The organism is Methylobacterium platani, assembly GCF_001653715.1.
Lineage (GTDB): Bacteria > Pseudomonadota > Alphaproteobacteria > Rhizobiales > Beijerinckiaceae > Methylobacterium > Methylobacterium platani.
Genome location: NZ_LWHQ01000026.1, coordinates 1 through 15,715 on the forward strand (window position 1 = coordinate 1; position 15,715 = coordinate 15,715).

Genomic DNA, 15,715 nt, shown 5'->3' on the forward strand with positions numbered 1-15,715 from the left:
TCGGCAGATAAACCTTACCCCACAAGAGCGTATCCGGTATTAGCTCAAGTTTCCCTGAGTTATTCCGAACCGAAGGGCACGTTCCCACGTGTTACTCACCCGTCTGCCGCTGACACCACGAGGATGCCCGCTCGACTTGCATGTGTTAAGCCTGCCGCCAGCGTTCGCTCTGAGCCAGGATCAAACTCTCAAGTTGAAGAGCTGATCAAAGCTGATCACAACATAAAACGGAAGCACACAACCGATCGGCGTTTCCGCCTGATCGTGTGAGCACCGAAACGTCGGATCAGCATCATCCTACTCACGATCCAGGCCGAAACCCGGATCCGCAGGGACGACGCCGTCCACGCTTCTCTTTCTCAGATGAACTTGTCAAAGAGCGGCCAGGCCGAAACCGGGGGTATCATCGGCGACAACTGGACCAGCGCCTGACCAAGGTCAGGCTCGCCGGCCCGGATTGTCTCGAAGATGGCTCAGCGCCTGGGCCGCTGTCGCGGCCGGCGCCGATGGGTGGTCGTATAGGCCCCGCCTTTCGGCCCGTCAACCGGTTTGTGAAGCCATCGCGACACCCGCCCGCCTATCCCCCCTCCCCTCTCGCCCATGGCGCCCATTCCCGACTCGCGCAGTCGGCCACCCATCGCTCCCCGCCCCTCGCGGCGTCGGCCTCGAACCGTCACGCATCCCATGTATTACACAGACGCATAGGGAGAGTTCGCCTCACGACATCCACAGAAATGCGATATCGATAGCGCACAATTTTGTTTCCTGAGTGTAATTCTGTCGCATTCCCAAAAAGAAATATTGACCTGCAGCGTGCGAACCTTCATGGGGCACGCATTCTGACATCGGAGCCGATTGAATGCTGGACCAAGATCAAGAAACCAACCTGATTGAACGCGCGGCGGACATCGTGTCGGCCTACGTGTCCAACAACTCCGTGCCGCTCGCCGACCTGCCGGCGCTGATCAACGCGGTGCACCAGTCGCTGAGCCGCCTCGATGGCGGGGCGGAGATGGCCGAGGCCGAGAAGCCGGTGCCGCTGATGCCGATCAAGAAGACGGTCACGCCCGACTACCTGATCAGCCTCGAGGACGGCCGTCAGTACAAGTCGCTCAAGCGCCACCTGTCGACCCGCGGGCTCACCCCCGAGGAGTACCGCCGCAAGTGGGGCCTGCCGCACGACTACCCGATGGTCGCCGCCAACTACGCCGCCCAGCGCTCGGAGCTCGCCAAGAACAGCGGCCTAGGCCGTCGCCGCAGCGCCTGAGATCCCGGCGGAACCCGCCCGGCGAGAGCGGTGATCCACCAAGTTGAAAAGGCCCCCGGACCTCGCGGTCCGGGGGCCTTTTCATATCAGCCACTGATCGGCGCGCGGGTCAGTGCGCCACCAGCCCCGAGGCATCGTCCTCGGTCCGGACCGGGGCAGCCTTCGGCAGCGGCTCGTCCCACTCGATCGCCTCGGGCTTGCGGATCAGTGCCCGCTCGAGAACCTGATCCATGCGCGAGACGGGAACGATCTCGAGCCCGTTCTTCACGCTGTCGGGAATCTCCACCAGGTCCTTGGCGTTCTCCTCCGGGATCAGCACGATCTTGATGCCGCCCCGCAGAGCCGCCAGCAGCTTCTCCTTGAGGCCGCCGATCGGCAGCACCCGTCCGCGCAGGGTGACCTCGCCGGTCATCGCGATGTCGCGGCGCACCGGGATGCCGGTGATGACCGAGACGATCGCCGTCGCCATGGCGATGCCGGCGGACGGGCCGTCCTTCGGGGTCGCCCCCTCCGGCACGTGGACGTGGATGTCCCGGCGCTCGAACAGCGGCGGCTCGACCCCGAAATCGACCGCCCGCGAGCGGACGTAGGACGCCGCCGCCGAGATCGATTCCTTCATCACGTCGCGCAGGTTGCCCGTCACCGTCATCTTGCCCTTGCCGGGCATCATGACGCCTTCGATCGTGAGCAGCTCGCCGCCGACCTCGGTCCAGGCGAGGCCCGTCACGACGCCGACCTGATCGTCGGTCTCGACCTCGCCGTACCGGAACTTCGCCGGGCCGAGGAAGGTGTCGAGGTTGTCGGCCGAGACCGTCACGCTCTTCACCCCCGAGATCAGGATCTCCTTCACCGCCTTGCGGATCAGGTTCGAGATCTCGCGCTCCAGGTTCCGCACGCCCGCCTCGCGGGTGTAGCGGCGGATCAGGAGCATCAGGCCGTCATCGGTGATCGACCACTCGTTGGTGTCGAGGCCGTGCTTCTTCAGCGCGCCGGGCATCAGGTGCTTGCGCGCGATCTCGACCTTTTCCTCCTCGGTGTAGCCGGCGATGCGGATCACCTCCATCCGGTCCAGGAGGGCCGGCGGGATGTTGAGGGTGTTGGCGGTCGTCACGAACATCACGTTCGACAGGTCGTAATCGACCTCAAGGTAATGGTCGTTGAAGGTCGCGTTCTGCTCCGGATCGAGCACCTCGAGGAGCGCCGCGGAGGGATCGCCGCGGAAGTCCATGCCCATCTTGTCGATCTCGTCGAGCAGGATGAGCGGGTTCGAGGTCTTGGCCTTGCGCATCGACTGCACGATCTTGCCGGGCATCGAGCCGATATAGGTCCGCCGGTGACCGCGGATCTCGGCCTCGTCGCGCACGCCGCCGAGCGACATGCGGACGAACTCGCGGCCCGTGGCCTTGGCGATCGACTTGCCGAGCGAGGTCTTGCCGACGCCGGGGGGACCGACGAGGCAGAGGATCGGGCCGGTGAGCTTGTTGGCGCGCTGCTGCACCGCCAGATACTCGACGATCCGCTCCTTGACCTTGTCGAGGCCGAAGTGATCGGAATCGAGCATCGCCTGCGCGCCCGGCAGGTCCTTCTTGATCTTCGAGCGCTTGCCCCACGGGATGCCGAGCATCCAGTCGAGGTAGTTGCGCACGACCGTCGCCTCGGCCGACATCGGCGACATCTGGCGCAGCTTCTTCAGCTCGGCCAGGGCCTTGTCCCGCGCCTCCTTGGACAGCTTGGTCTTCTCGATCTTGTCCTCGAGCTCGGCCAGCTCGTCGCGGCCGTCCTCGTCGCCGAGTTCCTTCTGAATGGCCTTCATCTGCTCATTCAGGTAGTACTCGCGCTGGGTCTTCTCCATCTGCCGCTTGACGCGGGTACGGATGCGCTTCTCGACCTGCAGCACCGAGATCTCGCTCTCCATCAGCGAGAGCACGCGCTCCAGCCGCTGGGCGACCGTCGGGATCTCGAGGATCGCCTGCTTGTCGGAGATCTTGACCGCGAGGTGCGAGGCGACCGTGTCGGCGAGCTTCGAGGGCTCGTCGATCTGGATCACCGCCGAGACCACCTCGGGCGAGATCTTCTTGTTGAGCTTGACGTAGTTCTCGAACTCCGAGATCACCGAGCGCGCCAGCGCCTCGGCTTCGATCTTGTCGCCGAGATCGTTCGGCAGCACCTCGGCGTCGGCGGCGTAGTACTCGTCCGAGCGGACGAAATCCTGGATCTTGGCCCGGCCGCCGCCCTCCACCAGCACCTTCACGGTGCCGTCGGGGAGCTTGAGCAGCTGCAGGACGCTGGCGAGCGTGCCGATGGTGTAGATCGCGTCGGTGGCCGGGTCGTCGTCGGTGGCGTTGACCTGGGTGGCGAGCAGGATGTGCCGGTCGGTGCGGACCGCTTCCTCGAGCGCACGGATCGACTTTTCGCGGCCGACGAAGAGCGGCACGATCATGTGCGGGAAGACCACGATGTCGCGCAGCGGCAGGACCGCGTAGGTCCCGGTCGAGCCGGGGACGACGGGCTGGCGCGATTTCGGCTGGGTCATTGACTGACTTCCTTGTGTGGTGACGCCCAGGTCCCTCCCCTCGTCGGGAAAAGCAGGAGGAACGGTGGGGGCCGACCGGGCCGCGGGGGTCGGAAACGAGGAGAGCGGCCGGGTCGCGGCACCGCACCTCGTCTCTGGTGAGCATGCGGCCGCCGCGTCGAGTCTCAGGTGGCCCCTCGGGATGCCGCTTTCAAGCACCGTGCCACTGGAGGCTGAAGGCCACCCGGAGCCGCATCCGGGCTGCTCTCGCAAGAGAGGCCGCCGCGGGGTCGCGGCGGCCTCCCGGGTCGCGTCGTCAGGCGCTGGCGCTCGCCGGCGTCTCCTTGCCGCGGTCGCCGTGGATGTAGAGCGGCCGCGACTTGCCGTCGACGACCTCCGGCCCGATCACTACCTGCTCGACCGAATCGAGGCCGGGCAGGTCGTACATCGTCTCGAGCAGGATGCTCTCCAGGATCGAGCGCAGGCCGCGGGCGCCGGTCTTGCGCTCGATCGCCTTGCGGGCGACGAGGCTCAGCGCCTCCTCCTGGAACGTCAGGTCGACGTTCTCCATCTCGAACAGGCGCTGGTACTGCTTGACCAGCGCGTTCTTCGGCTCCTGCAGGATCCGCTTCAGCGCGGTCTCGTCGAGGTCCTCGAGGGTCGCGAGCACCGGGAGACGGCCGACGAATTCGGGGATGAGGCCGAACTTCAGCAGGTCCTCCGGCTCGACGTTGCGGAAGATCTCGCCGGTGCGGCGGTCGTCCGGCGCCTGGACGGTGGCGCCGAAGCCGATCGACGTGCCCTTGCCGCGGGCCGAGATGATCCGCTCCAGGCCCGCGAAGGCGCCGCCGCAGATGAACAGGATGTTGGTCGTGTCGACCTGCAGGAACTCCTGCTGCGGGTGCTTGCGCCCGCCCTGCGGCGGCACGCTGGCGACCGTGCCCTCCATGATCTTCAGCAGCGCCTGCTGCACGCCCTCGCCCGACACGTCGCGGGTGATCGACGGGTTGTCGGACTTGCGCGAGATCTTGTCGATCTCGTCGATGTAGACGATGCCGCGCTGCGCCCGCTCGACGTTGTAGTCGGAGGCCTGGAGCAGCTTGAGGATGATGTTCTCGACGTCCTCGCCGACGTAACCGGCCTCGGTCAGCGTCGTCGCGTCGGCCATCGTGAACGGCACGTCGAGGATGCGCGCCAGGGTCTGGGCCAACAAGGTCTTGCCCGACCCGGTCGGGCCGATCAGCAGGATGTTGGACTTCGCCAGCTCGACGTCGTTGTGCTTGGTCGCGTGCGCCAGGCGCTTGTAGTGGTTGTGCACAGCCACCGACAGGACCTTCTTGGCAAAGTCCTGCCCGATGACGTAATCATCGAGGACCCGCCGAATTTCCTTTGGGGTCGGTACGCCGTCCCGCGACTTCACCAGCGAGGACTTCGATTCCTCGCGAATGATGTCCATGCACAGCTCGACGCACTCATCGCAGATGAAGACGGTCGGGCCCGCGATCAGCTTGCGAACCTCGTGCTGGCTCTTGCCGCAGAACGAGCAGTACAGCGTGCTCTTCGAGTCGTTGCCGCCAGCCTTGCTCATATGGGTCTCCAAGTCCCCGACCGGCCCCGCCCCGGGGACGCGACCGCATCGCTTTTAGATAGTGGCGCCCGGCTAAAGAAACAGTCACCGCCCCCCGCGCCGCCGGGCGCCCGGTGCAGAATCGCGATGCAAACACGCAGCCACCGCGGGATCAATCCCACCGATGCGACAGGCTCCCGCCAAATGGCCGCATCAGTGGGCCTGCCTTCGGGAGCGGCCCCTGTCCTTTCGGGGCAGGCCCTGCCGTCCCGGGACCATCCCGGACCGGCAGGACCTGCCGCCGCCGGGATTCGTTACGCCTGGGCCGGAGCCTCGGCGCGCTTCTGCAGCACCTCGTCGATGAGGCCCCACTCCTTGGCCGCATCGGCGGTCATGAAGTTGTCGCGCTCGAGACCCTGCTCGATCGCCTCGTACTCGCGGCCGGTGTGCTTCACGTAGATCTCGTTGAGGCGCCGCTTCAGGGCCTCGATCTCGCGAGCGTGGATCAGGATGTCGGTGGCCTGGCCCTGGAAGCCGCCGGAGGGCTGGTGCACCATGATCCGGGCGTTCGGCAGCGCGAAGCGGTGACCGGCCTCGCCGGCGGCCAGCAGCAGCGAGCCCATCGAGGCGGCCTGGCCGACGCAGAGCGTGGCGACCGGGCAACGGATGAACTGCATCGTGTCGTAGATCGACAGGCCGGAGGTGACCACGCCGCCCGGCGAGTTGATGTAGAAGGAGATTTCCTTCTTCGGGTTCTCCGCCTCGAGGAACAGCAGCTGCGCCACGATCAGCGAGGCGGAGTAGTCCTCGACCGGGCCGGTCAGGAAGATGATGCGCTCGCGCAGCAGGCGCGAGTAGATGTCGAAGGCGCGCTCGCCGCGGCTCGACTGCTCGACCACCATGGGCACGAGCGCGCTGTTGTAATAATCGACCGGATCTCTCATCTCACTGGCCCTCTGAACGGAACCCGGCCGCCTCGGGGCGGCCGGGGTAGCGGCGGAAACGTACGACCTCGCAGGCCCCGTCCCCGCCGCCCGTTCGGGACCGGACGAGGATCAGGCCGGGTTGGACTCACCCGCGGGAGCGGCCTCGGCCGTCTCGGACTTGTCCGAGTCGGTCTTGGCGTCCTCGGCGTCGTCCTCGTCGGCGAACAGCGCCTCCTTGGAGACGGGCTCCTCGACCAGTTTGACCTGGCCGAGGACGTGGTCAACCACCTTCTCCTCGAACAGCGGGGCGCGCAGCTCGGCCAGCGCCTGCGGGGTCTTGCGGTAGAAATCCCAGACCTGCTGCTCCTGGCCGGGGAACTGACGGACGCGGGCGATCAGGGCCTGATTCACCTCGTCGTCCGAGATCTTGATATCGGCGCTCTCGCCGGCCTGCGCAAGCACCAGGCCGAGGCGCACGCGGCGCTCGGCGATCCGGCGGTACTCCGCGCGGGCCTTCTCCTCGGTGGTGTCCTCGTCCTCGAAGGTCTTGCCGCGGTTCTTCAGGTCCTGCTCGACCTGGGCCCACACGGCGGCGAATTCCTGGTGGACCAGGCTCGGGGGCAGCTCGAACGAATAGCGGCTGTCGAGGGCGTCGAGGAGGCCCTTCTTCAGCTTCTGGCGCGAGGCCGCCTCGTACTCGCGGCCCATGGTGGTGCGCACGGCGTCCTTGAGGGCGTCGAGCGAGTCCATGCCGAAGGTCTTGGCGAGTTCGTCGTCGATCGTGAGCTCACCCGGGGCCTTGACGGCCTTCACCACGACGTCGAACTCGGCGTCCTTGCCGGCGAGGTGCTCGGCGCCGTAGGCCTCCGGGAAGGTGACCTTGACCAGGCGCTCGTCGCCGGCCTTGGCGCCGACCAGCTGGTCCTCGAAGCCCGGGATGAAGGTGTTCGAGCCGAGGTCGAGGTTGATGTCCTCGCCGGTGCCGCCCTCGAACGGGGTGCCGTCGATGCGGCCGGTGAAGTTGATCACCAGGCGGTCGCCGGACTGGGCGGCCTCGCCCTCCGGACGGTCCTCGAACGGGCGGTTGGCCGAGGCCATGCGCTCGATCGTCTCGCTGATCTCCTCGTCGGAGGCGGTGACGACCTGCTTGGTCAGGCTCACGTCCGACAGGTCGACCAGCTCGAAGGTCGGCATCACCTCGAGGGCGATCGTGAAGGCGAGGTCGGCCTTGGCGTCGAGCGCCTTCTCGATCGTGTCCTTGTCCTCGGGCATCTGCACCTGAGGCTCGAGGGCGAGCTTGAGCTTGTTGTCCTCGACGATCTTCTGGTTGGCCTCGTTGACGGCGTTCTGGACGACGTCGGCCATCACGGAGCGACCGTAGACCTTGCGCAGGTGGGCCACCGGCACCTTGCCCGGGCGGAAGCCCTTGATCTGCACCTTGCCCTTGATCCCGTCGAGCTCGGTCGCGAGCCGGGTCTCCAGCTCCGCCGCCGGGACGACGACCTGGAATTCGCGCTTGAGCCCCTCGGACTTGGTCTCGGTCACCTGCATCGTCGTCATTCCGCCTTGCACCTTCGAATCCGGCCTCCCCGCGGGCCCGGACGGCGCTGGCTTGCACCGTGCGACGGGACCATCAGGACAAGGAGCCGGCCCTGCTGCTTGAACCCAATCCGTCGTGTCGCCTGGCGGATGTGGTGCGGGCGGAGGGGCTCGAACCCCCACGACTCTCGTCACTGGAACCTAAATCCAGCGCGTCTACCAATTCCGCCACGCCCGCGACGCTCGCGCCCGGGGCCTTACGCGCCCGGGCGCGGCTCTATAGCATGGTGGATCGGTCACGCAGCAAGAATTTTAGGCCCCGCCTCGCCGCGGGCCGCCGGCCCGGCTACAAGGCGGCTCCCGACGCGGGGGGAAGCCCGGCCGGCCCGGCGTCCCGACAATTCCCTCCCGAAACTCCGCCCAAGCGAGGTGCCATGCCGTCGTCCCTGCCGCCCTCGCGCCGCGCGCTGCTCGCCGGCGCCGCCCTCTCCCTCGCGCCGGGCCTCGTCCGCGCGCAGGGCGGCGCGCCCCGGCCGGCGCCGGGAGGTCCGGCGGGACGTCCGGACGGCAGGCCCGCCGATGCCGGCGCCGCCGAGGCCGGGCGCCTGACGGCCGCGCCGGGGCGCGCGCGGATCAGGCCGGAGCCGGCGCCCGAGACCCCGGTCTGGACCTTCGACGGACGGTGCGCCCCGCCGGTCCTGCGGATCAGGCACGGCGAGGCGGTGAGGCTCAAGCTCGAGAACAGGACCGAGCGGCCGCTGTCGCTGCACTGGCACGGCGTGCGCAACCGCAACGCCATGGACGGGGTCGGCGGGGTGACGCAGGCCCCGGTCGCCCCGGGCGCGAGCTTCCTCTACGAGTTCACGCCCCCGGATGCCGGCACCTCGCTGATCCGCCCCCTCGTCGTCGGCGGGTCGAGCGAGCCGGCGGGGCGCGGGCTCGCCGGGATGCTGGTGGTCGAGGAGAAGACGCCGCCGGTCGTCGACCGCGACGTGCCGCTGCTGCTCCAGGACTGGCGCCTGGAGCCGGACGGGACGCTCGCGCCCTTCGGGCAGGTCGCCTTCGCGGCGAGCTCCGGCCGGCTCGGCAACGCGCTCACGGTCAACGGCAAGCCGACGCCGGAGACGATCGAGGCGGCGCCGGGCACCCGCCTGCGGCTGCGCCTCGCCAATGCCTGCAACGCCCGGGCGACCCGGATCCGCTTCGACGGGCTCAAGGCCTGGGTGGCGGCGGTGGACGGGCAGCCGACGGACACGTTCGAGCCGCTGCGCGCCACCCTCCCCTTCCCGCCCGGCACCCGCTACGACATCCTCCTCGACGTGCCGGGCGCCGCCGAGCCGGCCGGCAGCGTGGTGGCGCTGATCGGCCCCGGCATGCCGCTCGCCCACATCGTCGCCAAGGGCGAGCCAGTGGCGGCGCGCCCCGCCGTCGCGCCGATCGGCGAGAACAAGCTGCTGCCGCCGGAGATCAAGCTCCAGAACGCCTTCCGGCGCGACATCGCCATCGCGGGCGGGGCCGCCCTCGACAAGGCCAAGCCCGAGGCGGCCCCGACCTTCTCCGGCGATCCGAGCCGGATCTGGACCCTCAACGGCGCCGCCGGCAGGCCCGAGAACCCGCCGCTGTTCACGGTCAAGCGCAACACCGCGGTGGTGCTGGCTCTCACCAACGGCACCGCCTTCCCGCAATCGCTGCACCTGCACGGCCACGTCTTCCGGCTGCTGCACCCCCTCGACGACGGCTGGGAGCCCTACTGGCTCGACACGTTCCAGCTGCTCGAGGGCCGCACCGCCCGCATCGCGTTCCTCGCCGACAATCCCGGCCGCTGGCTCGTCAGCGCCACCGCGCTGGAGCGGTTCGATACCGGATTGTGGGGCTGGTTCGAGGTGACGTGAGCCGGTCGCGCCCCGCGCCCGTGCGTCCGGCGGTCGCATCCCGACCGCCGGACCTGTCCAGTCAAGCTTAGAGCCACGACAGTAAGTCTTTGATGGCGCCGGTCTTGCCGGCTTTGTTTCTAAAACCACCGACAAGCGCTCAAGAAAACGTGTTAACCTGAGCGAATGCATCGCCGAGATGCTTGGAGCATGCTGGCGCACTAGCAGCGCGCAACGAGCTGCCGCGCATCGACGAGGATGCCCAGCATGGAACACCAGCCGCTTCGCCACATCCGCGACATTGCCGACGTCGAGACGCTCCCGCCGCTCCGGAAGGAGGCCCTCCTGGAGGGCCGCCGGGCCCGGCTCGAGCGCTTCGCCGAGATCCTCGAACGCGATCCGGGCCGCAGCTTCGTGACCCTGGAGGAGATCGAGTTCGTGCCCCGGAAGCTGCGCGGGGCGATCCGGGCCGACAATTCGCCGCTGAGCTTCGCCTACGCCGATCCGGTGCTGCGGGCGAGCGGGCTTGCCGGCGACACCTTCGGCGATGCCCGCAGCTTCTTCGAGCTGAGCACCGGCGAGGCCCATCACCTGCTGTGCTCGTGCGTGAACGGGCGCACCGTCAAGGCCGGGCCGACCGCCAAGCGCCTGCACCGCCTCGCCACCCGCCGCCCGGGCCTGTGGCTCGCCTATGGCTGCGCCGCGGGCTTCGTCGCCCTGCCGGGGGCGATGTACCTGTTCGGGTGACGGGCGCCCGCCAACCGAAAAAGGCCGCCCTCGCGGGCGGCCTTTTTCATGCCGCGCGAGGCGGCGAGACCTGACAAGATCAAGCTTACTTGATCTTGGTCTCCTTGAACTCGACGTGCTTGCGCGCGACCGGGTCATACTTGCGGAACGACAGCTTATCGGTCTTGGTACGGGAGTTCTTCTTCGTGACGTAGAAGAAGCCGGTATCGGCGGTCGAGAGCAGCTTGATCTTGACGGTGACGGCCTTGGCCATGGCGCGACCTCTTGTGGCTGGGGGTGTTGCGCCCGGAAGACCGAAACGCAAAACGGCCGGGCAGGCCCGGCCAGAACGCGGCGCCTTCCTGCCCCATCACCCTCCGGGCGTCAAGCCCGGGCGGCCGTCGGCCGCGCTGCCGGCATCAAGGGGCGGCCCGGATCATCCGCCCGCCGACCACCGCCAGGTAGGCGACGAACAGCAGCGCCAGCGACCAGGCGAAGCCGTGCGGCGAGGCGAGGTCCATGCCGCCCCCGACGAGGGGCGGTCCCAGCACCAGGCCGATGTTGTAGAGCACCAGGAAGGCCGCGTTGGCCCCGGCGAGCGCCGCACCGTCGAAGCGCGCCCCGAGATGGGCGAGGCCGACGGTGTAGAGCGTGCCGGCGATGCCGCCCCACAGGAACAGGATGACGCCGAGCAGCCGGGCATCCTCGGCGCCGAGCGGCAGCGCCGCCGCCCCGACGGCGCCGAGGAACGCGGCGACGAGCAGCACGCGGCGCTTGTCGACCCTGTCGGCGATCAGACCGACCGGGATCTGGAACAGCACGTTGCCGAGCGCGGCGAGGCTCACGAGCCCCGCCGCCTGCTCGGGGGTGAGGCCGAGGCGCAGGCCGTAGATCGGCAGGATCGCGAAGCCGCCGGTCTCGACCGCGCCGTAGATCAGCGCCGCGAGCGTCGCCGAGGGCGCGACCCGCAGGTAGCCGAGGAAGCCGCGCCCGCCCTTGTGCGGGATCTCCGGCGACAGCCCGCGGGCCATCACGAGCGGCAGCGCCCCGGCGCAGAACAGGGCCGCCCCAGCGAGGTAGGGCGCCCAGCCGGAGGTGCCGAGGATCCGCAGCAGCCCCGGGCCGATGGCGAAGCCGAGCGCCAGCACCGTGGCGTAGACCCCCATCACCAGTCCGCGCCGGGCCGGCGGCGCCGCCTGGTTGATCCAGAACTCGGAGAGCACGAACAGCACCCCGAGGGCGGCCGAGAACACGAAGCGCAGCGGGAACCACCAGGCGAAGTCGTGCACCGCCCGGAAGCCGAGCAGCGCCAGCGCCCCGACCGCGATGGCGCCGAGCAGCAGCGGCATCACCCCGAGGCGCGCCGCCACCCGCGGCACGAAGGGCAGCACGACGATGCTCGCCACCCCGGCGATCGCCGTGTTGACGCCGATCCAGGTGTTGGACAGGCCCATCCGCTCCATCTCGAGGGACAGGAGCGGGATCGACAGGCTGAGCCCGATGCCGACCACCGCCACGCAGGTGATGGCGGCCGCGATGGCGGCGAGGCGCGCGGGACCGAACTCCGAATCGGTGGTGAGGCTCGTCATGATGGGGCTGGCCGGCAGGGCCGGCTCATATGGGCCAGGACGCCATCGAAGGCCAGCCCGGCCTCAGCCCGTCACAGCTCTTCCCGCGTGTGCTCGCCCTCGACGTCGCGGAAGAACGGCACCGGCAGCATCGGGCTGAACCCCGCCGCGAGCCGCGCCTCGAGCTCGTCGAGCACGATCGCGGTGATGCGCGGCAGCTCCAGCCGGCGCGCCTCAGCGAGGTTGACCCAGGCGAGCTCGGTCAGCTCGGAATCGGGGCCGACGATGCCGGGAGTCTCGGCCACCACCGCCTCGCGGTCGACGGCGAAGAAGCGGGTGTCGAAGCGCTTCGGGCGCGAGGGCGGGGTGATCGCCCGGGCGACGAATTCCAGCAGCTCGAGGTCCGGCATCACCCCGGCCTCGCGGAAGGCCGACCAGGCCCCGGGCGGCGCCGACTCGGGCGGGCCGTAATCCGTGGTGCCGATCATCAGCCCGGTCTCCTCGTAGGTCTCGCGGATCGCCGCGAGCGCCAGGACCCGGCCGAGATGGAACAGCGGCGGGTGGACCCGCTCGGCCAGCGCCGCTTCCGCGCGGTCGTTGAGGGTGCCGGCCACCGGCATCGCGCGGTCGCCGAGCTCGATCCGGCCGCCGGGGAAGACGAACAGGCCGGGCATGAACTTGTGGCCGGCATGGCGCCGCCCCATCAGCACCTTCGGCTGGTCGCCGGTGCGATCGAGGATGATCAGCGTCGCGGCGTTGCGGATCCGCAGCGGCTTCGCCCGCCGCTCACGGGCGGCCGGAGCCGCCGTTCCGTCCGTCGGTCCTGCCGCCATGCCGCATCTCCGTCTCGTGCTCGGCCGGAGCGCCCGCCGGCCCGGCCCCGGCGCGGCGTATCGCGGCAAAGCCATGCATGCCAAGGGCATATTGCAGCCCGACCACCGCCCCCTTGGTCGGCTGGAGCAGCAGCAGCGAGGCGACGAGGGCGAGCGCCGGCCAGACCGTCATCTGGAACCAGAACGGCAGGTCGAGGCGCATCTCGCTCTCGAGGACGCCGAGGCCCACGATGTGGCCGACGACGAAGATCACCAGGTAGGGCGGCAGGTCGTCGGCGCGGTGGTGGTGGAACTCCATCCCGCAGGCCTCGCAATCCGGCCGCACCTTCAGGAAGCGGCCGAACAGCCGGCCCTCGCCGCAATGCGGGCAGCGGTTGCGGAACCCCCGCGCCATCGCCGGCATCCAGTGCGGGCCGGCGCCGATCCGCCGGGCTTGCGCTTCGTCCGGCCCGGCGGCCGGCCCGGCGTGGATCTCGATCATGCCCGCCTCCCGCGGCGCTTGGTCAGGCCGTCGCGGCCCGCCGGCGACGGCCGGCCCTTGCGCGGCTCCTTGCGCATCCCGCCCCGGGCGGGACCCGGCGCGGCGGCCCGTCCGCCGCCGGCGATCTCGAAGCGCAGGGCGCCGGCGACCGGCGCGGCCTCCATCAGGCGCACCTCGACTTTGTCGCCGAGGCGGAAGGTCTCGCGGGTGCGCTCGCCGACGAGGGCATGGCGGCCTTCCTCGTAGCGGAAATAGTCGGCGCCGAGGGTCGAGATCGGCACGAAGCCGTCCGCCCCGGTCTCGTCGAGCTTGATGAACAGGCCCGACCGGGTCGTGCCCGAGATCTGGCCCGAGAAGGTCGCGCCGACCCGGTCGGCGAGGTGGTGGGCGATCAGGCGGTCGATCGTCTCGCGCTCCGCCGCCATAGCGCGGCGCTCGGCGGCCGAGATCTGCTGGCCGATCTCGGCGAGGTCGCCGGTCTCCATGCCCGAGGGCAGGCCGTCGGTGCCGAGCCTGAGGGCGCGGATCAGGGCGCGATGCACGATCAGGTCGGCGTAGCGCCGGATCGGCGAAGTGAAGTGGGCGTAGCGGCGCAGGGCGAGCCCGAAATGGCCCGCGTTCTCGGCCGCGTAGACGGCCTGCGCCTGCGAGCGCAGCACGACCTCGTTGAGGAAGAGCTGGTGCTCGCTCCCCGCCACCATGCCGAGGATGCGGTTGAACAGCGCCGGGCGGAGGTTCGCCTCCTTCGGCAGCTTGAGCCCGATCGAGGCCATCACCTCGCCCAGAGCCCGCATCTTCTCGAGCGAGGGCTCGTCGTGGACGCGGTAGATCAGGGCCTGGCGGGCGGATTCCAGGGTCTCGGCCGCCGCGACGTTGGCCTGGATCATGAACTCCTCGATCAGCCGGTGCGCGGCCAGGCGCTCCGGCACGATCACCCGGTCGACCCCGCCCTCGGGATTCAGGATCACCTTGCGCTCGGGCAGGTCCAGCGCCAGCGGCCCGCGGGCGTCGCGGGCCGCTGCGAGCGCCTCGTAGGCGGCCCAGAGCGGGCGCAGGCAGCCGTCGAGGAGCGGGCCGGTGACCTCGTCGGGCCTGCCGTCGATGGCGGCCTGCGCCTGCGCGTAGGCGAGCTTGGCGCGGGACCGCATCATGACCCGGTGGAAGCCGTGGCGGACCTTCCGTCCCTCGGCCGTCACGATCATCCGCACCGCGAGCGCCGGCCGGTCCTGGCCGGGGCGCAGCGAGCAGAGGTCGTTCGAGATCCGCTCGGGCAGCATCGGCACCACCCGGTCGGGGAAGTAGACCGAGTTGCCGCGCAGGAGCGCCTCGCGGTCGAGGGCGGTGCCGGGCCGGACATAGGCCGCGACGTCGGCGATCGCCACCGTGACCACGAACCCGCCCGGATTGGCCGGATCGGGATCGGGCACCGCCATCACGGCGTCGTCGTGGTCCTTGGCGTCCGGCGGGTCGATGGTGACCAGCGGCAGGTCACGCCAGTCCTCCCGGCCGTCCAGCCCGGCCTCGCGGGCCCCTTCCGCCTCCGCCAGCACCTCGCGGGGAAAGACGTGCGGGATGCCGTGGGCGTGGAGCGCGATCAGGCTGACCGCCTTCTCCGACCCGAGGCTGCCGAGGCGGTCCTTGACGCGGCCCTGCGTCAGCCCGAACCGGTCCTCGCGGCCGAGCGCGACGGTGACGAGGTCGCCGTCGAGGGCGTCGCCCTCCCCGCCCGGCGGCACCGCGATCTCGCGCCCTTGCGCCTTCTTGTCGACCGGCACGATGCGCCCGCCGCCCGCCGGCAGGGCGCGGAACACGCCGAGCGTCTCGGCCTTGTTGCGGCCGATCACCTTAATGACCCGGCCGATGTAGCGCGCCGGCGTGTCGCCGTCGGGCTCGATCTTGAGGAGCGCCCGGTCGCCGGTGCCGGGGGCCGGCCCGTTGGCGCGGCGCCCGCGCGGCATCAGCACGGTGATGAGAGGTGCCGGGCCCGCCTCCGGGTCCCATTGCGCGGGCCGCGCCACCAGCTCGCCGTCGCGGTCGCGGCGGGTGTCGATGTCGGCGACCACGACCGGCGGCAGGCGGCCGGCCTTGCGCAGGCCGGAGCGGTCCTTCTCGATCGTGCCCTCTTCCTGGAGGTCCTTGAGCAGGCGCTTCAGCTCGATCTTGTCCGAGCCCTTGATGCCGAAGGCCTGGGCGATCTCGCGCTTGCCGACCTTCTGGGGCGAGTCCTCGATGAAGGCGAGCACGGCCTCGCGGCTGGGCAGGGCGGCATGGGCCGGCTTCGGGTGAATGCGTTTGGCCAAAGCACGATCCAGAGAGGCGGGACGACGGGTGGGCGGAGGCGGCGGTCCCGGGCCAAGCCGCCGCAAACCCTTGTCGACGATATGGGACGTCGGGGCCTGCGGAGCAACGCCCGCGGATCGTCGCC

General features: G+C 69.8%; 12 protein-coding genes, 1 tRNA gene and 1 rRNA gene. 3 read left to right on the forward strand and 11 right to left on the reverse strand.

Annotated elements, in window-relative coordinates:
- Positions 1-196: ribosomal RNA gene (locus tag A5481_RS14360) — 16S ribosomal RNA — on the reverse strand; the annotation flags it as partial.
- A gap of 663 nt (positions 197-859) precedes the next feature.
- Between A5481_RS14360 and A5481_RS14365 the strand changes: the two genes are divergently transcribed.
- The gene (locus A5481_RS14365; protein ID WP_064504005.1) at positions 860-1,267 is read left to right on the forward strand and encodes a Ros/MucR family transcriptional regulator; all 408 of its coding nucleotides are present in this window, start codon (positions 860-862) and stop codon (positions 1,265-1,267) included.
- Between the two features lie 109 nt (positions 1,268-1,376).
- Here A5481_RS14365 and lon read toward each other — a convergent pair whose 3' ends face one another.
- The 5 genes from lon to A5481_RS14390 all read right to left on the reverse strand — a co-directional run bounded on the left by lon (position 1,377) and on the right by A5481_RS14390 (position 8,049).
- Complete coding sequence (gene lon / locus A5481_RS14370) at positions 1,377-3,800, reverse strand: endopeptidase La (protein WP_048432236.1); 2,424 nt, start codon at positions 3,798-3,800, stop codon at positions 1,377-1,379.
- A 295-nt stretch (positions 3,801-4,095) separates the two neighbouring features.
- Positions 4,096-5,367, reverse strand: a complete 1,272-nt coding sequence (gene clpX / locus A5481_RS14375) for an ATP-dependent Clp protease ATP-binding subunit ClpX (RefSeq protein WP_048427129.1) — start codon at positions 5,365-5,367, stop codon at positions 4,096-4,098.
- Between the two features lie 293 nt (positions 5,368-5,660).
- Positions 5,661-6,290 (reverse strand): ATP-dependent Clp protease proteolytic subunit, encoded by a 630-nt coding sequence (locus A5481_RS14380; RefSeq protein ID WP_048427128.1) that lies wholly within the window; start codon positions 6,288-6,290, stop codon positions 5,661-5,663.
- 111 nt (positions 6,291-6,401) lie between these two features.
- Entirely contained in the window at positions 6,402-7,823 is a 1,422-nt protein-coding gene (gene tig / locus A5481_RS14385; protein ID WP_048432246.1) for a trigger factor, read from the reverse strand.
- Between the two features lie 141 nt (positions 7,824-7,964).
- A tRNA-Leu gene (locus A5481_RS14390) sits at positions 7,965-8,049 on the reverse strand.
- Between the two features lie 196 nt (positions 8,050-8,245).
- On the opposite strand from A5481_RS14390, the gene A5481_RS14395 reads away from it, so the two are divergent.
- Together A5481_RS14395 and A5481_RS14400 are read left to right on the forward strand one after the other, a co-directional pair.
- Positions 8,246-9,703 carry a multicopper oxidase family protein gene (locus A5481_RS14395; protein ID WP_048432235.1) on the forward strand — a complete coding sequence of 486 codons (1,458 nt, stop codon included), beginning with the start codon at positions 8,246-8,248 and terminating at the stop codon, positions 9,701-9,703.
- 246 nt (positions 9,704-9,949) lie between these two features.
- A complete protein-coding gene (locus tag A5481_RS14400) occupies positions 9,950-10,429 on the forward strand; it encodes a hypothetical protein (protein ID WP_048432234.1) in 480 nt (159 codons plus the stop codon).
- A gap of 85 nt (positions 10,430-10,514) precedes the next feature.
- On the opposite strand, the gene rpmG is transcribed toward A5481_RS14400, so the two are convergent.
- The 5 genes from rpmG to rnr form a co-directional block, all read right to left on the reverse strand.
- Positions 10,515-10,682, reverse strand: coding sequence for a 50S ribosomal protein L33 (gene rpmG / locus A5481_RS14405; protein WP_048432233.1), 168 nt, complete (start codon positions 10,680-10,682; stop codon positions 10,515-10,517).
- A 145-nt stretch (positions 10,683-10,827) separates the two neighbouring features.
- Positions 10,828-11,997: an MFS transporter gene (locus tag A5481_RS14410; protein WP_048432232.1), complete on the reverse strand. Its 1,170-nt coding sequence runs from the start codon at positions 11,995-11,997 to the stop codon at positions 10,828-10,830.
- 71 nt (positions 11,998-12,068) lie between these two features.
- The gene (locus tag A5481_RS14415; protein ID WP_048432231.1) at positions 12,069-12,809 is read right to left on the reverse strand and encodes an NUDIX hydrolase; all 741 of its coding nucleotides are present in this window, start codon (positions 12,807-12,809) and stop codon (positions 12,069-12,071) included.
- Positions 12,763-13,212, reverse strand: a complete 450-nt coding sequence (locus tag A5481_RS14420) for a DUF983 domain-containing protein (RefSeq protein WP_048432245.1) — start codon at positions 13,210-13,212, stop codon at positions 12,763-12,765. Before A5481_RS14420 ends, A5481_RS14415 begins: the two co-directional genes overlap by 47 nt.
- A gap of 74 nt (positions 13,213-13,286) precedes the next feature.
- The gene (rnr, locus tag A5481_RS14425; protein ID WP_048432230.1) at positions 13,287-15,590 is read right to left on the reverse strand and encodes a ribonuclease R; all 2,304 of its coding nucleotides are present in this window, start codon (positions 15,588-15,590) and stop codon (positions 13,287-13,289) included.
- Positions 15,591-15,715 lie beyond the last annotated feature (125 nt).

What these genes read in the sequence shown, in the direction of transcription:
- A5481_RS14400 (WP_048432234.1), top strand. Translation starts at nt 9,950, where the DNA reads ATGGAACACCAGCCGCTTCGCCACATCCGCGACATTGCCGACGTCGAG.
- A5481_RS14410 (WP_048432232.1), bottom strand. Translation starts at nt 11,997, where the DNA reads ATGACGAGCCTCACCACCGATTCGGAGTTCGGTCCCGCGCGCCTCGCC.
- lon (WP_048432236.1), bottom strand. Translation starts at nt 3,800, where the DNA reads ATGACCCAGCCGAAATCGCGCCAGCCCGTCGTCCCCGGCTCGACCGGG.
- clpX (WP_048427129.1), bottom strand. Translation starts at nt 5,367, where the DNA reads ATGAGCAAGGCTGGCGGCAACGACTCGAAGAGCACGCTGTACTGCTCG.
- A5481_RS14415 (WP_048432231.1), bottom strand. Translation starts at nt 12,809, where the DNA reads ATGGCGGCAGGACCGACGGACGGAACGGCGGCTCCGGCCGCCCGTGAG.
- A5481_RS14380 (WP_048427128.1), bottom strand. Translation starts at nt 6,290, where the DNA reads ATGAGAGATCCGGTCGATTATTACAACAGCGCGCTCGTGCCCATGGTG.
- rpmG (WP_048432233.1), bottom strand. Translation starts at nt 10,682, where the DNA reads ATGGCCAAGGCCGTCACCGTCAAGATCAAGCTGCTCTCGACCGCCGAT.
- A5481_RS14395 (WP_048432235.1), top strand. Translation starts at nt 8,246, where the DNA reads ATGCCGTCGTCCCTGCCGCCCTCGCGCCGCGCGCTGCTCGCCGGCGCC.
- A5481_RS14365 (WP_064504005.1), top strand. Translation starts at nt 860, where the DNA reads ATGCTGGACCAAGATCAAGAAACCAACCTGATTGAACGCGCGGCGGAC.
- tig (WP_048432246.1), bottom strand. Translation starts at nt 7,823, where the DNA reads ATGCAGGTGACCGAGACCAAGTCCGAGGGGCTCAAGCGCGAATTCCAG.
- A5481_RS14420 (WP_048432245.1), bottom strand. Translation starts at nt 13,212, where the DNA reads ATGCCGGCGATGGCGCGGGGGTTCCGCAACCGCTGCCCGCATTGCGGC.